Source organism: Pseudidiomarina donghaiensis, assembly GCF_900116895.1.
Taxonomy (GTDB): Bacteria; Pseudomonadota; Gammaproteobacteria; order Enterobacterales; family Alteromonadaceae; genus Pseudidiomarina; species Pseudidiomarina donghaiensis.
This window is the reverse complement of the sequence record NZ_FPCF01000004.1, coordinates 18,704-35,174: the sequence shown is the minus strand read 5'-3', so window position 1 is coordinate 35,174 and position 16,471 is coordinate 18,704. Positions and strand designations below refer to the sequence as shown.

At 47.0% G+C, this 16,471-nt stretch carries 16 protein-coding genes; 10 read left to right on the top strand and 6 right to left on the bottom strand.

The genetic code is table 11. The annotated features are described in order from the left end of the window. Window positions 1–38 precede the first annotated feature (38 nt). Window positions 39–1,154, bottom strand: a complete 1,116-nt coding sequence (locus tag BM334_RS08265) for a PilT/PilU family type 4a pilus ATPase (protein ID WP_092840715.1) — start codon at window positions 1,152–1,154, stop codon at window positions 39–41. 2 nt (window positions 1,155–1,156) lie between these two features. Then, window positions 1,157–2,191, bottom strand: a complete 1,035-nt coding sequence (locus BM334_RS08260) for a type IV pilus twitching motility protein PilT (protein WP_055438563.1) — start codon at window positions 2,189–2,191, stop codon at window positions 1,157–1,159. A gap of 34 nt (window positions 2,192–2,225) precedes the next feature. Here BM334_RS08260 and BM334_RS08255 point away from each other — a divergent pair, with 34 nt between their 5' ends. Genes BM334_RS08255 through BM334_RS08240 form a run of 4 tightly spaced genes read left to right on the top strand, consistent with a single transcriptional unit; the run spans window position 2,226 to window position 4,832 of the window. Further along, window positions 2,226–2,927: a YggS family pyridoxal phosphate-dependent enzyme gene (locus tag BM334_RS08255; RefSeq protein ID WP_092840713.1), complete on the top strand. Its 702-nt coding sequence runs from the start codon at window positions 2,226–2,228 to the stop codon at window positions 2,925–2,927. Window positions 2,928–2,975: 48 nt separating this feature from the next. After that, window positions 2,976–3,803 carry a pyrroline-5-carboxylate reductase gene (gene proC / locus BM334_RS08250; RefSeq protein WP_092840711.1) on the top strand — a complete coding sequence of 276 codons (828 nt, stop codon included), beginning with the start codon at window positions 2,976–2,978 and terminating at the stop codon, window positions 3,801–3,803. A gap of 22 nt (window positions 3,804–3,825) precedes the next feature. Next, window positions 3,826–4,377: a YggT family protein gene (locus tag BM334_RS08245; protein ID WP_092840709.1), complete on the top strand. Its 552-nt coding sequence runs from the start codon at window positions 3,826–3,828 to the stop codon at window positions 4,375–4,377. 11 nt (window positions 4,378–4,388) lie between these two features. Continuing rightward, complete coding sequence (locus BM334_RS08240) at window positions 4,389–4,832, top strand: DUF4426 domain-containing protein (protein WP_241970964.1); 444 nt, start codon at window positions 4,389–4,391, stop codon at window positions 4,830–4,832. On the opposite strand, the gene BM334_RS08235 is transcribed toward BM334_RS08240, so the two are convergent. Beyond that, on the bottom strand, window positions 4,829–6,586 hold the full coding sequence (locus BM334_RS08235; RefSeq protein ID WP_092840707.1) for a potassium/proton antiporter: 1,758 nt from the start codon (window positions 6,584–6,586) through the stop codon (window positions 4,829–4,831). The two genes, BM334_RS08240 and BM334_RS08235, sit on opposite strands and share 4 nt — an antisense overlap. 75 nt (window positions 6,587–6,661) lie before the next feature. Between BM334_RS08235 and BM334_RS08230 the strand changes: the two genes are divergently transcribed. Together BM334_RS08230 and hemW are read left to right on the top strand one after the other, a co-directional pair. Continuing rightward, window positions 6,662–7,264: an XTP/dITP diphosphatase gene (locus tag BM334_RS08230; RefSeq protein WP_092840705.1), complete on the top strand. Its 603-nt coding sequence runs from the start codon at window positions 6,662–6,664 to the stop codon at window positions 7,262–7,264. Continuing rightward, entirely contained in the window at window positions 7,261–8,406 is a 1,146-nt protein-coding gene (hemW, locus tag BM334_RS08225) for a radical SAM family heme chaperone HemW (protein ID WP_092840703.1), read from the top strand. Before BM334_RS08230 ends, hemW begins: the two co-directional genes overlap by 4 nt. A 2-nt stretch (window positions 8,407–8,408) precedes the next feature. Here hemW and trmB read toward each other — a convergent pair whose 3' ends face one another. Both trmB and BM334_RS08215 read right to left on the bottom strand, forming a co-directional pair. Then, a complete protein-coding gene (trmB, locus tag BM334_RS08220) occupies window positions 8,409–9,125 on the bottom strand; it encodes a tRNA (guanosine(46)-N7)-methyltransferase TrmB (RefSeq protein ID WP_092840701.1) in 717 nt (238 codons plus the stop codon). Between the two features lie 134 nt (window positions 9,126–9,259). After that, entirely contained in the window at window positions 9,260–10,336 is a 1,077-nt protein-coding gene (locus BM334_RS08215) for an OmpA family protein (RefSeq protein WP_177215061.1), read from the bottom strand. 151 nt (window positions 10,337–10,487) lie between these two features. Between BM334_RS08215 and mutY the strand changes: the two genes are divergently transcribed. The 4 genes from mutY to BM334_RS08195 all read left to right on the top strand — a co-directional run bounded on the left by mutY (window position 10,488) and on the right by BM334_RS08195 (window position 14,439). After that, the gene (gene mutY / locus BM334_RS08210; protein WP_092840697.1) at window positions 10,488–11,537 is read left to right on the top strand and encodes an A/G-specific adenine glycosylase; all 1,050 of its coding nucleotides are present in this window, start codon (window positions 10,488–10,490) and stop codon (window positions 11,535–11,537) included. Between the two features lie 77 nt (window positions 11,538–11,614). Continuing rightward, the gene (locus BM334_RS08205; RefSeq protein ID WP_092840695.1) at window positions 11,615–11,887 is read left to right on the top strand and encodes an oxidative damage protection protein; all 273 of its coding nucleotides are present in this window, start codon (window positions 11,615–11,617) and stop codon (window positions 11,885–11,887) included. Window positions 11,888–12,076: 189 nt separating this feature from the next. Further along, window positions 12,077–13,189, top strand: a complete 1,113-nt coding sequence (proB, locus tag BM334_RS08200; RefSeq protein WP_092840693.1) for a glutamate 5-kinase — start codon at window positions 12,077–12,079, stop codon at window positions 13,187–13,189. After that, window positions 13,186–14,439: a glutamate-5-semialdehyde dehydrogenase gene (locus BM334_RS08195; protein ID WP_092840691.1), complete on the top strand. Its 1,254-nt coding sequence runs from the start codon at window positions 13,186–13,188 to the stop codon at window positions 14,437–14,439. Before proB ends, BM334_RS08195 begins: the two co-directional genes overlap by 4 nt. Before the next feature lie 6 nt (window positions 14,440–14,445). On the opposite strand, the gene waaA is transcribed toward BM334_RS08195, so the two are convergent. After that, window positions 14,446–16,467, bottom strand: coding sequence for a lipid IV(A) 3-deoxy-D-manno-octulosonic acid transferase (gene waaA, locus BM334_RS08190; RefSeq protein ID WP_092840689.1), 2,022 nt, complete (start codon window positions 16,465–16,467; stop codon window positions 14,446–14,448). Window positions 16,468–16,471: the final 4 nt, after the last annotated feature.

Below are 16,471 nucleotides of genomic sequence, written 5' to 3'. Positions count from 1 at the left end.
AAAAACGGCGCACAGTTTAGCTTAGTTTTTACCTAAAGTCAGTCGAGATCGACAGTGACACCTTGCAGCGCGCTATCGTCGTCATTAGCGTTGCTATCACCGCTTAGTTTAATGCGTAAACGCAAGTCATTCGGCGCATCGGCATGGCGCAACGCTTCTTCGTAACTAATGCGCCCTGCTTTGTACAAATCAAACAACGCTTGGTCGAATGTTTGCATGCCAAGCTCGCGAGACTTAGCCATAATCTCTTTAATTTCGCCCATGTCATTAGTGGCAATTTTCTCGGCCACAATCGGGCTGTTCAGCAAAATTTCAATTGCCGCAGCACGCCCGCCATCAATAGTGGGTACTAACTGCTGGGCGACAATACCGCGTAGGTTTAGCGACAAGTCAAACATGAGTTTGCCAATTTTTTCTTTCGGCACCATGTGCATAATACGCTCTATCGCTTGGTTGGCGTTGTTGGCGTGCAGCGTCGCCACACACAAATGGCCAGTTTCAGCGAACGTTAGTGCATATTCCATAGTCTCTTGCGAGCGAATTTCCCCCACTAGAATAACATCAGGTGCTTGGCGCAATGAGCTTTTTAATGCTGTTTCAAAAGATTCCGTATCGGCCCCTACTTCGCGTTGCGTAATCATTGATTTTGCATGTTCATGGACAAACTCAACGGGGTCTTCAATGGTTAAGATATGACCCTTTGAGTTTTGGTTGCGATAACCAATCAGCGCTGCCAAGGTGGTTGATTTACCCGTACCGGTACCACCGACCACGAGCACTAATCCGCGTTTATTCATGATCAGCTTGGTTAATACTTCGGGCAACTTCAATTCTTCGACTGTCGGTATTTCGGTAACAATGCGCCGCACCACCATACCGGCACGCTGACGTTGCCAAAATGCACTAACCCGAAAACGACCTATGCCCTCACGGAAAATTGCAAAGTTGGCTTCCTTTTCGTCCATGAACTCTTTGAGGTGTTGGTCACCTAAAGCTTCTTTGACGATAGCCAGAGCAGCGTTGTCACTGAGTTTTTGTTCGGTTAACGGGGTCAGCTCACCATTAATTTTGGCGCTTGGCGGCAGCCCAGCAGAAATAAATAAGTCTGAACTGTTCCGCTCAACCATTATTTTCAATAGCTTATCTAACACCATAATTAGAAGGAATCCTTATTGGCAGCTTTGGCTTTGGCATCGGCACGCCCAACCAAACCTTGGTTTAATAAGTTCTGTAAGCATTGATCAAGGGTTTGCATACCATGCGCAGCCCCCGTTTGAATTGACGAATACATTTGCGCAATTTTGTCTTCACGAATCAAGTTTTTAATGGCTGACGTTGCAATCATAATCTCATGTGCCGCAACACGCCCGCCGCCAACTTTCTTCAACAGCGTTTGTGAAATTACTGCGCGCAGCGATTCTGACAACATCGAACGAATCATCGGCTTTTCATCACCCGGGAATACATCCACAATACGGTCAATGGTTTTCGGTGCTGAGGTGGTGTGCAAAGTACCAAACACCAAGTGACCTGTTTCCGCTGCGGTCATCGCTAAGCGAATCGTTTCAAGGTCACGCATCTCACCAACGAGAATAACATCAGGGTCTTCACGCAGCGCCGAGCGTAGCGCGTTACTGAAACTATGAGTATCGCGGTGTACTTCACGTTGGTTAATTAAACTGCGCTTATTTTTGTGCACAAATTCTATCGGGTCTTCAATGGTTAGAATGTGATGATGCTTGCTTTCATTAATATAGTCGATCATCGCTGCCAACGTTGTTGACTTACCCGAACCGGTTGGGCCGGTAACCAAAACGAGGCCACGCGGGTTTTCTGAAATGGTTTTAAAAATTTCAGGCGCCCCTAATTGTTCAAGCGTTAACACTTCACTAGGAATGGTACGAAAAACGGCGCCCGCACCACGGTTTTGTACAAATGCGTTAACCCGGAAGCGCGCTAAGTCGGGCACTTCAAACGAAAAGTCGCACTCTAAATTTTGTTCGTATTCTTTGCGCTGACGATCATTCATGATGTCATAAACGAGCTCTTGCACCTGCTTATGACTTAGCGCTGGGATATTTATTTTACGAACGTCACCGTCTACCCGTATCATAGGAGGCGAGTCTGCTGATAAATGTAAGTCTGATGATTTATGCTTAACAGCAAAACTGAGTAACTCAGTGATATCCATGTAACAGCCTCTTGTAAGTGAGTTATTTCCATTGATGAATAGCATAGCTGAACGCATAAAAGAAGTCCGTAGTGAAATTACTGAGGTCGCAACAACGCAGCAACGGCCCCCTGAAAGCGTACAATTAATTGCTGTCAGCAAGACCAAACCTGCGGCAGATATTGTTGCTGCGTACACTGCTGGGCAGCGCCACTTTGGTGAAAACTATGTGCAAGAAGCCATTGCAAAGATTGTGCAAGTTTCAGAGGCGTTACCTAATAACGACATTTGTTGGCATTTTATTGGCCCAATTCAGTCAAATAAAACCCGCGATATCGCAACGCATTTTGCGTGGGTACATAGTGTTGACCGCGTCAAAACTGCCACCCGCCTCGCTAAGCAGCGGCCTGACGACATGGCTCCACTGAATGTACTCATTCAAGTAAACATTGACGACGAGCAATCGAAAGCTGGGGTGCAACCGCACCAAGTGATGGAATTGGCTGCGCTTATTCATGAGTTACCGCAGTTAACCCTGCGCGGTTTAATGACGATTCCAGCCGCTCATGCGCAGGCCGCGGACAGCGCGCCAAGCTTTGCGGCCATGCAACGGTTGTTTTCTGAATTACAAGCCCAATATAAACAGATAGATACTTTATCCATGGGCATGAGCAATGACTGGCCAATTGCAGTGGCACACGGTGCCACCATGGTGCGTATTGGCACCGCGATATTTGGCAGCCGTAAGGCGCTATAAGCGCCAGCTAAAACAATGAGCCCAACAACAAAAAATAGGAGAAGCAACATGACAACATCGCCTCGTAAGATAGCATTTATTGGTGCAGGCAATATGACCCAAAGTATTGTTGGAGGCATGGTGAAAAGTGGCTACCCTAGTGAACTGATATACGTGAGCAATCCAAGCCAACCTAAACTTGATAAGCTAAGCAGTGAATTACACGTACATACCAGCCATAACAACGCTGAAGTAGCAGCTACTGCGGATGTCATTGTACTATCAGTAAAGCCGCAACTTATGGCGGATGTCTGCGCCGCGTTGCGTGCAGAGGTACCAAACCTTGCAGATAAATTAATTGTAACTATTGCTGCTGGCATTCGCATTGAGAAATATCGCCAATACCTCGGTGACGACATTCGCATGATTCGCGTCATGCCAAACACCCCTTCTTTAGTAGGTAAAGGCATGTCTGGCTTGGTCGCTGATGACCGCGTTAGTGAAGACGACCGCTCGTACATTACCGAAGCCTTTGACGGTGTTGGCGCAACTTTATGGGTCGCGAACGAAGACGAGCTTGATATTCTAGGTGCCGTAGCCGGTAGTGGCCCAGCCTACTTCTTTGAATTTATGGCCAGCTTGCAAAAAGCCGCAACCGCACTAGGCTTTGATCGTGAAAAAGCACGTCAAATGGTTCAACAAACCGCACTCGGTGCAGCTGAAATGGCCATTGCTAGCGAACTTGAATTAGAAGATTTACGTAAGCAGGTAACCAGTAAAGGTGGTTCTACTGCCAAGGGCATTGAGGTTTACCAGGGCGCCGATATCGACGATATTTCGGCAAACGCTGTCAAAGCGGCAGTGCAGCGTAACCAAGAAATGGCCAAACTATTTTAAACTCACAAGTTAGAGACCTCTGATGGATGCTTTAAATTTTCTCATTGAAATTGCTTTCGACTTATTTTTGATCACCGTGTTGCTGCGCATATGGTTGCAGGCCTCGCGCGCTGATTTTTACAATCCTATGAGTCAATTCGTGGTGAAGGTCACCAACCCTCTGATACTGCCTTTGCGTCGTATATTACCGACTCTTGGCCATTGGGATTTGGCATCCATCGTGCTTGCTTATGCGGTCGGCATTGGCAAAATTATCGCCTTATCGAGTTTAACCGCTGGCATGCTACCCATGGTGAGCGACATCATCATTATGGGGTTAGCGGTGGTGCTATTTCAGTTCCTTTCGTTGCTATTCTGGATAACGATCATTCGCGCCATTATGAGCTGGTTTAATACCGGTTATCACCCCATGACCGCCTTAATGGCCCAGCTTACAGAGCCATTTTTAGCACCAATTCGACGTATCATCCCGCCTATTGGTGGGCTCGATTTATCAGTGCTAGTACTCATTGTTGCGATTCAGTTTGCTCGTATTCTGCTGAATAATTTATTTAGTATGGGTATGGGGCTCTAAAAGAGGTTTCTATGAAAAAGCTGATGTTATTGGGTGTTGTAGCTCTTGTATTTATTGTTGCTGGCTTTTCTCCAGCCAGTTTTGCAGAACAAAGCAAGCGCTTAGGCGCATGGGAGGTCCATTATAACGCGTTCAATTCAACGCTCTTACGAGCGGAGATGGCCTCGCAATATGGGCTTTCGCGCAGTGAAACTTTGGCAACATTAAACATCTCTGTGCTTAACGCAAATCTTCCAAATAAACCAGCTCAGCAAGTGGAAGTAAGTGGCTATGTGATGAACCCACTCAGCCAACAAACGCGTTTAGAATTTAAAGAAGTCATTGAAGGTGATGCGGTTTATTACTTAACGCAAACGCGTTTTACTAACCTAGAAACTTTACGCTTTTTTATTACGATTAAGCAAGGCAACGAAAGCCATGAATTGCGCTTTCACAAAGAGTTTTGGGCCAATTAATTTGGCCCTTGATTTTTTCTACCGGAACCTGACGTTAATTTAATACCCACTTGCTGAATGAAGCCATCATCAGTAACTTCGCGCGCAGTCAAGCGTACCGTACCCAACTGTAAATGGTCGCCCACCACAACTCGGCGATGGAATTTCTGCGTAAAGTAATCATTTAAGGTGAGCGCTTTAATGCCCTCCTCTAATTCGCCTAGAGTGTAGAAGCTAGCAACCTCTGCTAGGGTTAAGTCACCGCGCAAACTAAAGTCACCAAAGAACTCGCTGGATTGTAGCTCGGTCGGTTTACCGCCAGCGGCAAGTACCTTGCTAATGGCATCAACATGCTCAACTTTTGCCACCACTAAAGCGGTGTCCCCCTCGCAAAACTGCGGTTGATGACCGGGCATTAACCACTCACCATCACGAATAACGCCCAAGAATTCAGCCGGTACGTCTAGGCGCAGTTCTGGCCAGTAATGATCACAAGCCGGCGAACGTTCCGTCACTTGATAGGCCCATAGTTCCATGGGGTCTTTACTACCAACACGGTCAAGTGGCATACGTCTATCGGGCTCAGCCGGAGCTGGAATTTCTAAGCCAAGCCATCGCGCCATGGGAGCTAACGACCAACCTTGCACAATCAATGAAACCATAACCACCATGAATGCAATATCAAAATATAACTCTTGATTAGGTAATCCCGTTAGCCATGGATACAGAGCAAGAATTATCGGTACCGCACCGCGCAAACCTACCCAACCCACGAAGACTTGCTCTTTCCAAGGAAACGAAAACGGTGCCAAACTAATTAACACCGCTAGTGGGCGCGCAACGAATATCATCATCACCGCGACCGATAATGACAAGGCCCAGTGCTGTATCAAGTGTGAGGGCGTTACTAATAGCCCAAGAATTAAGAACATCATTATCTGACTAAGCCACGCTAAGCCGTCTTGTACCTGCAAAATGTGCGGCAGTTGCGGCAACCTCGAGTTACCAATTTTATAACCCATTAAGTACACGGCCAAATAGCCACTGCCACCAATAGCACTAGCTAAAGCAAAAATGACCACCGCGGTAGCAGCCGCTAATAAAGGGAAAAAAGAGAACTGTACGGTTATTTTTTGTGCCATCCAAACGAAGAAACGACCGCCAACCCAACCGGCAAGATAGCCAATAGCAAGTTGCTGCAGCACATCCACCGTCATCCATCCCCACGAGAAGCTATCGGCTGCAGCAATCATCGAGGTTAATGTCATGGTAAGAATAATGGCCATGGGGTCATTCGTACCCGACTCAATTTCCAGTGTGGAGGCTACGCGTTGTTTAATACGTAAATTCTGCGATTGAAATATACCAAATACTGCAGCGGCGTCTGTCGAACTCAAAATCGCACCGATGAGCAAGGCTGTGGGCCATGGCAAGTCAAAAAACCAAACCACTCCCGCCGCAGTCAAGGCACAAGTGAGGGCAACACCAATAGTAGCCAAACTTATTGCAGGCCATAAGGCTACTCGAAAGCGTTCCTTATGAGTTCTCATACCGCCGTCAAAAAGAATAATGACAAGGGCCAATGAACCAATGAAAAATGCCAGCTCAGGGTTACTGAACTGAATTCCCAATACGCCTTCTTCACCGGCTAGCATACCGACGACTAAGAAGGTTAGTAATAAGGGGGCACCTAAACGATTTGAAACTACTGCAGCCAATATACTGATCAGTAATAACGACCCCATCAAGAGCATTATTCCATTGATACTCGCCAACTATTTATCTCCTTGGTGACTCGGCCTTACGCCCGTATAATAGCAGTCAATGATGAAACATTGGTGACTAATTTCATGCAAGAACTCGTACTCGCTACAGGCAACAAAGGTAAAGTGGTTGAACTTGAAAGCTTACTGCAACCATTTGGATGGCATGTTCGTGCACAGTCTGAATGGCAGTTTGAAGAAGCCGAAGAAACCGGACTGACATTTATTGAAAATGCCATAATCAAAGCTCGCCACGCAGCAGAGCACTCTGGTTTACCGGCCTTAGCGGATGATTCAGGACTAGCAGTCGATGCTCTCCAAGGTGCTCCTGGTATTTATTCTGCACGCTATGCAGGCCCTCATTGCAGTGACCAAGACAATATCGCAAAGCTTCTCGGCGCAATGCAAGGTCTTCCTGCTGAGAAGCGCCAAGCGAGTTTTCACTGCGTTCTCGTTTATCTAACGCATGCGCAAGACCCAACTCCAATTGTTTGCCATGGACAATGGCACGGACAAATCACCGAACAGCCAGCTGGCGAAGGCGGGTTTGGTTATGACCCTGTTTTTTGGGTTCCCACTGAGCATTGTACTGCGGCGCAGTTACAGGCCGAGCAAAAACGCCAGTTAAGTCATCGCGGTCAAGCTCTGCGGGCCTTAGTGCAACAACTAGAATTGCGTAACCGCATATGACGCTACAACTGCCACCGCTATCGCTATATGTGCACATACCTTGGTGTATTCAAAAGTGTCCATATTGCGATTTCAATTCGCATGCTCTAAAGCATGACATCCCCGAGCAAGAGTATGTTGCGCGGTTGCTAGATGATCTGCGTGCCGATCAAAAGTGGGCCCAACAACGGCCGCTCAGTAGTATTTTTATCGGTGGCGGAACACCTAGCCTATTTAGTGCTGAGGCCATTCATGCGTTGTTACGCGGTATAGAAAAAATTGTGCCATTAGCACCTGAGTGCGAAATCACCCTTGAAGCAAACCCCGGCACTTTCGAAACCGAACGCTTCGCCGGTTTTGTTAAAGCCGGTGTAAATCGTCTGTCTATTGGTGTCCAAAGCCTACAAGCTGAGCAGTTGCAAGCCTTAGGGCGTATTCATGACCCTGAGCAGGCTCGTACAGCGGCTGCTCACGCCGCAACTCTTGGTCTACGCAGCTTTAATCTCGACCTGATGCATGGCCTACCAGGCCAGTCCGTCGAGCAAGCCATGGCCGATTTAGACGGTATTATTGCTCTTAACCCACCGCATATATCTTGGTATCAATTAACCATTGAGCCTAATACCGCGTTTGCCAGCCGACCACCACAATTGCCCGAAGATGAAACACTGTGGGACATTCAGGAACGTGGTCATGAAAAGCTCATCGCGGCAGGGTATGAGCAATACGAAGTGAGTGCTTACGCCAAGCCTGGCCATCAGAGTGCGCATAACCGTAATTACTGGACCTTTGGTGATTACTTGGGCATTGGCTGCGGCGCTCATAGTAAAATAACCTTACCCGCTGAGCAGCGCGTTTTACGTTGTGAAAAGGTTAAACACCCACAAGGCTATTTGGACCTAACTCGGCCGCTACGCTACCGAACGTGGGATGTCAGCACACAAGAGCTGCCATTCGAATTTTTTATGAATTATTTGCGCTTATTTGAAGCTGTGCCTAAAAAAACTTTTGAACAGCTTACTGGAGTTTCAAGTTCACAAGCATCGGCTTTATTGGCCACGGCCAGCCAGAAAGGATTGATAAAAGAAAACGACACCCATTGGCACACTACTGCGCTTGGGCGTCGTTATTTGAATTCGATACTCGATACTTTGCTTGATTAAACTTAAGCGACACGCTCAAATTTGAGGTCCCACACACCGTGACCTAAGCGCTCACCACGCTGCTCGAACTTAGTTAGTGGACGCTCTTGCGGCCGCGGAATATACATATTGTCGGCAGCAAGGTTACGCCAGTTCGAGGCTGTACTCATCACTTCCAGCATATGCTCGGCATAGTTTTCCCAGTCTGTTGCTAAGTGCAAAACGCCACCAATAGCTAACTTTTTTCGTAGGGCCTCAACAAATTCAGGTTGAATTAACCGACGCTTATGGTGACGTTTTTTGTGCCAAGGATCTGGGAAAAACACTTGCACTGTTGCGAGACTATTATCGGCAATACAGTCGCGTAGCACCTCTACGGCGTCATGCTCATACACGCGCAAATTGGTTAGATTCGCTTCTTCGGCATCCATTAAACACGCACCAACACCCGGCCGGTGAACTTCAATACCGATAAAGTTCTTTTCAGGAGCAGCTTTTGCCATGGCGACTAACGATTTGCCCATGCCGAAACCAATTTCAAGCACAGTTGGAGCCTGTCGGCCGAATACAGTATCAAGATCAAGTAAGCCTTGCTCGTGAGTTAATCCCATACGTGGCCAGGTACGTTCTAACGCAGCAGCTTGGCCTTTAGTAAGACGCCCTTCTCGCTTCACAAAACTACGAATTTTGCGAATGTATTTCCCTTCGGCTTGGGCTTTTTCTAGATTGTCCGAACTCATGCGGCCTCTGTGCGGTATTTAAATGAATAATGAATTTACGTTGCGGCGCTCATTATGCAAAAAGGCGCGCCAAACGCAAGTTTGGCACGCCTTTATTCGCTGTCTTTTTATTCGATGTTGTTTATCGAATAAACTTAGTTTTCGACAGGTACACGCTTAGTAACCGACATAACCGCTTCAATGCGACGGTTCTTCGCGCGGTTCTCTGACGAGTTATTAGGGTACTTAGGACGGCTCTCACCGTAACCAACTGTGCTTATACGCTCTTCAGCAATACCGAAGTCGTTAACCAAGCTGTCACCGACAGATTTAGCACGACGATCAGACAACTGTTGATTGTAGGTCGCAGCACCGGTGTCGTCAGTATGACCTTCGATAACGATATCTAACTGCGGATACTCACGTAAGAACTCGGCAGTTTCACGAATATCTGATTTTTGACCAGCAGAGATTTCAGCTGAGTTCAAACCAAACGTAACAACAAGTTCGCGAGTGACTGTTTCGTTGGCATACATAACACAACCATCAGCGTCTACTTTGTAGCCTAATTGCGTGTTCGGACACTTGTCTTTATCGTCCATTACGCCATCACCATCTGAGTCAACTGGCTCAGGTTTAGGTGGTGCTACTGGTGCCGGTGCAGGTTCTGGCTTGGTGTATGTAGGTTGCGTCGCACCACCGAAGTAGTAGCGTAAACCCGTCATGAACATAAATTCAGTCAGGTCGCCGTCGCTTTGTTGAATTGCACCTTCAATGCTTAATGCCCAATTCTCATTCAAGAACTCTTTATAACCAGCACCGACGCGCAAGAAACGATTGCTTACGTCGCTAAATTCAGTTCCGTTAATACCAATTGAGCCATAAAATTTTGGAGTAAAGTTGTAAAGTAAATCAATACCTAACGCACTACCCGTTGAAGTTGACGAACCAGATGTTTCAAGATCGCCGCGCAGGTAATCGTAGTAAACTCGATAGCCCCACTCTGGAGTGAATTGAAAACCAGCTTCAATACCACCCATCGCAGAATCAAATCCACCACCGAATGACTGAATGCGATTGTCTTCGATCACTCGACGATCAGAATCCGTTCCAAACAAGCCAATACGGGGCCCCACATAAATACTACCTGGCTCGTTACCTGTTTTTGCCATACTTGGTGCGATAACAAGCGCAGAAAGTACTGCTGCTGATACAATAGATAACCGTTTCATGAGATGCTCCTTATATTTTCTCATTGTCGGATTCAAGGTGTAATGCTTGAAAGTTTTACATAGTATAGATCAAATATCTAAAAATTTCCTGTATCCATACGACTTTACAGTTTATTTTCATTTTTCTTAACAACCTACTTACGAAATTGTCATGACATACAAAAACATTGGAAATTCGCCAATCCCATTCGCGCCAAATGAGTTCGCCAAACGAGTGATAAACTGGCAGCGTCAACATGGTCGTCATGACTTGCCGTGGCAACAGTACAATCAACCGTACCACGTGTTAGTAAGCGAGCTAATGTTGCAACAAACACAAGTCAGTACCGTTATTCCTTACTTTCACAATTGGATTGTTAAGTTTCCGGATTTCAATACGTTAGCAAGTGCTCAAGAAGATCAAGTACTCAACGCCTGGCAAGGGCTTGGCTATTACTCGCGAGCACGAAACTTGCATCGCGCGGCGCAGTTTGTTGTTGCGCAATATAATGGCCAGCTTCCAGACTCGCCAGAATTGTTGCGAGAAGTGCCCGGCGTCGGTCCTTATACTGCCGGCGCAATTACCGCATTTGCATTCAACAAGCCGGCAGCCATTGTCGATGGTAATGTAAAACGTCTATTTGCTCGCTATTTTGGTATTGAGGGAGACTTATCCTCGACACAGCTAAATAGAAAACTTTGGCAATTAGCAGAGCGCTATACCCCGAACCATAACAATCGCGCTTATGCTCAAGGCCTGCTAGATTTGGGGGCTACCCTTTGTAAGCCCCGCCAGCCGAAATGTGAAGAGTGCCCACTACAAAAAACCTGCAACGCTTTTGCTACACATAGAGTGGACACGCTCCCAACCGCTAAGAAGAAAAAACAAATACCGACCAAGCAAGGCTATTTTTTGTATTCGTTGACTGCTGCAGGCGTGTTACTTGAGCAGCGCCCAAGTGACGGTATTTGGCCGCGTTTATGGAGCTTTCCTGAGTTAAAGCAAGCCTCTCATGAATTCACCGAGCATGGCTCTTTTAAACATGTTTTTTCGCATTACCGACTCAACGCGCTGGTATACAACGCAAGTTCAGAAAATAAGGCCGAACGTCTACACCACACAGCCCTAAAACGTGTTGCAGTCGAAGATCTTGATCAAGTGGGACTACCCGCGCCAATTCGTAAATATCTTGATACACAATTACAACGGTTGGACAAATAACTATGGCGATGGGTTTGCAATGCTGCGTTCATGCGCCTTAAAATGACGGTCTCGAAGCTCCTAGACATGAGGTCATCATGAGTCGTACCGTATATTGTGAGTATTTTAAGAAAGAAGCTGAAGGCCTAGATTTTCAGCTCTACCCTGGCGAATTAGGCGAGAAGATTTTTAATAATATTTCAAAAGAAGCATGGGCGGAGTGGCAAAAGAAGCAGACTATGCTGATTAATGAAAAGCGCTTAAATCTTATGGACCCAAATGCAAGAAGCTTTCTTGAAGAGCAAATGAAAGCTTTCCTTTTTGAAGGTAAAGAGGTCGATATTGAAGGTTACACCCCTCCAAGTAAGTAATGAGCCTCCTAAACCCCGCCTCGCGGGGTTTTTTATGCCTGCTATTCCGTAAAACTTCCGCAAAGAGTGCACTTCATTCGTTATTTTTATCTGGTTTATATTCACCATATCTTCTGATTATCACGTGAACCTAGAGAAACACCCCAAAATTTGTTAGACTACATATGAATTTTTCAAGAGGGAGTAGTTATGGAGATGCCTTCCTGGCAGCGTGCTGTACTAAAAGTAGGCAGTGCGTTGATTGCGCCAGACGATACAGGAACGAGCAGTAAATATTTATTAGCGATCGCACGTTTTATTATTGAATGTCGCGAACGCGGTCAAGAAATCGTCTTAGTTTCATCAGGCAGCGCCGCTGCAGGTCGTAAGCATATTACTTACGAAGGTGAGACCATTCCCGTCACCGTCAAAAAAGCGATGGCTGCCGTGGGACAAAACGACATGATGGCTAATTGGTCACGGTTCTTTGACTTCTCATGTGCTCAAGTGTTGATGACCCATGGTGATTTGCGTGATCGCGCGCGTTACGTGAGCGTTCGTAACACGTTAAAAACATTGTTAGAACACGATGTATTACCTGTGGTTAACGAAAACGACGCATTAGCAACAGATGAAATGAAAGTGGGTGACAATGACAATCTAGCCGCTATGGTCGCAACCCTAGTGGATGCCGATGCGTTGATTATCTGTTCAGACATCGATGGTTTGTTTGATGCCGACCCGCGAGTCAAACCGGACGCAAAGAAAATTTCTCAAGTTGACGAAATCACTGAAGAAATTTTCGCCTTGGCTGGCGGCACCACGAATAAAATCGCAACCGGCGGTATGCGTACAAAAATTGAAGCCGCAGAAAAAGCAACATCGCATGGTATTGACACATACATCGTCAATGGTCGCAAAGGTGCAACGTTTGAGCATATGCTCCGTGGCAACAACCCCGGCACACTCTTTAAGCGCCAACAAGACCCCATGAGCAATAAAAAGCATTGGTTACGCCACACGCTTATTGCTCAAGGCGAGCTAGTTATTGATGACCTTGCAGCTGACGCGCTAGGCAAAGGTGAAGCCTTAACCACCAGCGGTATTGTTGATATTCAAGGTGACTTTAATCGCGGTGACGCCGTGGTGATTCGCAGTGGCAGCAATGCCGAAGCGATTGGCAAAGGTATTTGTCAGTACAGTTCGCATGAATTGATGCACATAAAGGGCCAAGAAGTAAGCGATATCGCAGAAGCGTACGGTTACAGCCCAATTACGGAAGTCATCGAAAGTAACGATTTAATGATTCTGGAGGACGAATGAGTACCCAGTTAGCAGAACAAATTTCAAAACGTGCAGCCGTTGCTGCACGCGCAGTCGCAACATTATCAGAAGCGAAAAAGAATCAAGTATTGCAGCGCATGGCCGATGCCATTCGCGCAGCACAAGACGACATTCTGAAGGTTAACGAACAAGACATGGTTGCTGGGCGCGAAAAAGGCCTGTCTGATGCCATGTTAGATCGTTTGCAGCTTAATGCTGAGCGTGTTGAAGGCATGGCGAGCGCTATTGAAGAAATCATTAAGCTAGCTGACCCAGTGGGTGAGCGCAAAGCCTTTGAAACGCGTCCGAACGGTATTCAAGTTGATAAAATGCGAATTCCGCTAGGGGTTATTTGCATGATTTACGAGGCGCGTCCAAATGTAACAGCAGACGCTGGTGCCTTATGTTTCAAATCTGGTAACGCCGTTATTTTGCGTTGTGGCCGCGAGGCTATAGAAACCAGCAAAGCGATTGCTAAAGCGTTGCACCAGGCGCTGCGTGACAGTGATTTACCTGAAGATGTCATCACCGTGGTTCCTTCTCCCGACCGCGAACTCATGAATGAGTTACTCAAACAAGACAAGTACATTGACTTGGTGATTCCTCGTGGCGGCGAAGGTTTGATTCACTTCGTCAGCGATAACAGCAAAATTCCTGTCATTCAGCACTACAAAGGCGTGTGCCATTTGTATGTCGACAAAGACGCTGATTTAGACAAAGCGTTGAATATTTTGCTCAATGGCAAAACCCAACGTACTGGTGTTTGTAACGCACTTGAAGGTTTACTGGTGCATCAAGACATCGCGTCAACGTTTTTACCAAAAGTAGCGAAGGCGCTGGCTGAGAAAAATGTGGTTATTCACAGTGATGCCAAGTCAGCTGGCTACTTCGACAATGCCGACGTGATTGCTGACGATGATTTTGGTGAAGAGTACCTGGCTCTTGAAATTGCCGTGCGTACCGTCGCTGATTTTGACCAAGCGCTTGATCACATTCATCAGTTTGGTAGTGGCCATACCGAGGTTATCGTTACCGAAAATAAAGACGCCGCAGAGCGATTCATTCGTGAAGTCGACTCAGCCGTGACCATGGCGAATGCCTCATCACGCTTCAGTGATGGTGGACAACTGGGCTTAGGTGCTGAAATTGGCATCTCAACCAGTAAGCTACACGCGTATGGCCCAATGGGCTTGCAAGCACTAACGACCGAGAAATTTGTCGTTACTGGCACGGGCCAAATTCGCGAGTAGTAATATTTAGTTAGCGCGGTATCCGCGCTCTAGTAAAGGCCAATCGCGTGTTTCATCAAAATGAAAATCGCGGTTGGCTTCTTTCGCTTTATTCAGTTCTTTGTTTAATGAGCGCAGTAAACGTTCCAAGTTTGCCTCGCGCCATTCCCCTGCCTGCTTGAATCCACATTTATCGAAGTCCACAATCCATGCCGCACCATCTGCATCAAGCATAATGTTGTGACAGTTTAGGTCGGAATGATAAACACCGGCATCGTGTAACTGGCGAATTGTTTTGCCAATAAGTTGCCATTCTTGTTCGTCTAACTGGCGCTGCAGCAGTACTTTGAAGGTATCTTGCGCATTGGGTATTACTTCAACCAAAATATCGGCGCGATAGCCCCACAACGGCGCTTTTACGTGTCGAGCAGCAACAGGCCGCGGCACCGGTAACTCGAGTTCGCGTAGTTTTAGTAACAACGAAAACTCTGCCATAGCACGGCTTTGAGGTATAGCTTCACGCTTAAAGCGATCTTTATTAAATTTACCGACTAAACCACCACGATAGTAATGGCGCAATAACAACCCATGCTCACCTGCGTCAACAAAAAAAGCCGTACTACGCCCTGTCGCAGACCCCTTCACTTTGTTCTGCTGGTGCCAATAATCAGCCTCGAAGTAGCTGCTAGAACATTCAGCTAATACGTCTGGATCGAACCAAATAGTGGTGTTTTTATCTGGGTTCTCGGTTTTCATCATGAACATTGTCCTTTGCGCACTGTTATCTGGGGCAGCCAACACGGTTAAAATATCTGCTAACATGGCAGCGGTGGCGCCTTGGTCATTTTTAAACTCTTGCTCGGCCTTGGTTGCAAGCTCTGTGGCTAATTCGGGCTGCGCCAAAAGTTGCCCCCAAACGTCTGCCAATTGCTGTGCATTGTTGGCAAATCGCACCCCTTGGCACTGCTCAAGTCTTGCAAAAAGTGATTCAAAATTAAATATATACGGGCCTGAAACAACGGGCGTTTTCGTGGCAATGGGCTCTAACGGATTGTGCCCACCGCGCTCAATCAAACTACCGCCCACAAAGGCAATGTCAGCAAGCGCATACCACAGCATTAATTCGCCCATAGTATCGGCCAGAAAAACCTGATGTTTGGCTAATACCGCCTCATTGAAGCTGCGCCGCGTATAACATAGCTGTTGCTGCTCGATAAGTTGAGCAACGCTGTCAAAGCGCTCTGGGTGGCGCGGTACAATCATGAGAAGCGCGGTTGGGTAGGCGCTCAAAATCTGTTTAAACGCTGCCAGAACTTGTTCGTCTTCGCCTTGATGTGTGCTAGCGGCCAACAGTATCGGACGCTGCAGTTTTTCACGCCAGTGCGCGGCTTGTTCAAATGTCGATAACGGCACTTGAATATCATGTTTCAAGTTACCCCGAACAGCGAGCTGTTGTTGTGCAACACCGAGTTGCTTGAAGTTTTCTGCACTAGCCTGAGTTTGCGCGGCAATAAAGCTAACCTGCTGCCAAATTGGCCCAACCAACCACGCGTATTTTTTGTAGCCTTTTGCAGAGCGTTCGGACATTCGCGCGTTCACAACCATTACAGGTGTCTGCCGCAAGGTTGCCTGCGCCAACATACATGGCCACAACTCAGTTTCTAAAATGATGATTAAACGCGGGCTAAATTTATCAAAAAATCGCCTCATGGCCCTCGGGGTATCGATAGGCAAATAAGAGTGAAAAACCCGTTCACCAAATAATTTTTGTGCTAGGTCATAGGCCGTAGGCGTCATTGAAGTAAGGGTAACAGGAAGGTGCGGGTAAGCAGCTAATACAGCTTCAATTAAGCCTCGCGCCGCCACCGTTTCACCCACCGAAACGCAGTGAATGATAATACCATCGCGCGCTTGGGCAGGAACTGTCTGCTTCGCTAAGCGCTCCGCCCACCGCTGACGGTAAGCAGGCGCTTTCGCCCCACGTAGCCACAGATAAACAAACACTAATGGCGTAGCAAGGCGAATAAGCAGTCGGTACCAAAAGGTCATAACA

What these genes read in the sequence shown, in the direction of transcription:
- proB (WP_092840693.1), top strand. Translation starts at nt 12,077, where the DNA reads ATGGAGATGCCTTCCTGGCAGCGTGCTGTACTAAAAGTAGGCAGTGCG.
- BM334_RS08245 (WP_092840709.1), top strand. Translation starts at nt 3,826, where the DNA reads ATGGATGCTTTAAATTTTCTCATTGAAATTGCTTTCGACTTATTTTTG.
- BM334_RS08260 (WP_055438563.1), bottom strand. Translation starts at nt 2,191, where the DNA reads ATGGATATCACTGAGTTACTCAGTTTTGCTGTTAAGCATAAATCATCA.
- BM334_RS08265 (WP_092840715.1), bottom strand. Translation starts at nt 1,154, where the DNA reads ATGGTGTTAGATAAGCTATTGAAAATAATGGTTGAGCGGAACAGTTCA.
- BM334_RS08240 (WP_241970964.1), top strand. Translation starts at nt 4,389, where the DNA reads ATGAAAAAGCTGATGTTATTGGGTGTTGTAGCTCTTGTATTTATTGTT.
- BM334_RS08195 (WP_092840691.1), top strand. Translation starts at nt 13,186, where the DNA reads ATGAGTACCCAGTTAGCAGAACAAATTTCAAAACGTGCAGCCGTTGCT.
- hemW (WP_092840703.1), top strand. Translation starts at nt 7,261, where the DNA reads ATGACGCTACAACTGCCACCGCTATCGCTATATGTGCACATACCTTGG.
- trmB (WP_092840701.1), bottom strand. Translation starts at nt 9,125, where the DNA reads ATGAGTTCGGACAATCTAGAAAAAGCCCAAGCCGAAGGGAAATACATT.
- mutY (WP_092840697.1), top strand. Translation starts at nt 10,488, where the DNA reads ATGACATACAAAAACATTGGAAATTCGCCAATCCCATTCGCGCCAAAT.
- BM334_RS08255 (WP_092840713.1), top strand. Translation starts at nt 2,226, where the DNA reads ATGAATAGCATAGCTGAACGCATAAAAGAAGTCCGTAGTGAAATTACT.
- BM334_RS08205 (WP_092840695.1), top strand. Translation starts at nt 11,615, where the DNA reads ATGAGTCGTACCGTATATTGTGAGTATTTTAAGAAAGAAGCTGAAGGC.
- waaA (WP_092840689.1), bottom strand. Translation starts at nt 16,467, where the DNA reads ATGACCTTTTGGTACCGACTGCTTATTCGCCTTGCTACGCCATTAGTG.
- BM334_RS08215 (WP_177215061.1), bottom strand. Translation starts at nt 10,336, where the DNA reads ATGAAACGGTTATCTATTGTATCAGCAGCAGTACTTTCTGCGCTTGTT.
- BM334_RS08230 (WP_092840705.1), top strand. Translation starts at nt 6,662, where the DNA reads ATGCAAGAACTCGTACTCGCTACAGGCAACAAAGGTAAAGTGGTTGAA.
- proC (WP_092840711.1), top strand. Translation starts at nt 2,976, where the DNA reads ATGACAACATCGCCTCGTAAGATAGCATTTATTGGTGCAGGCAATATG.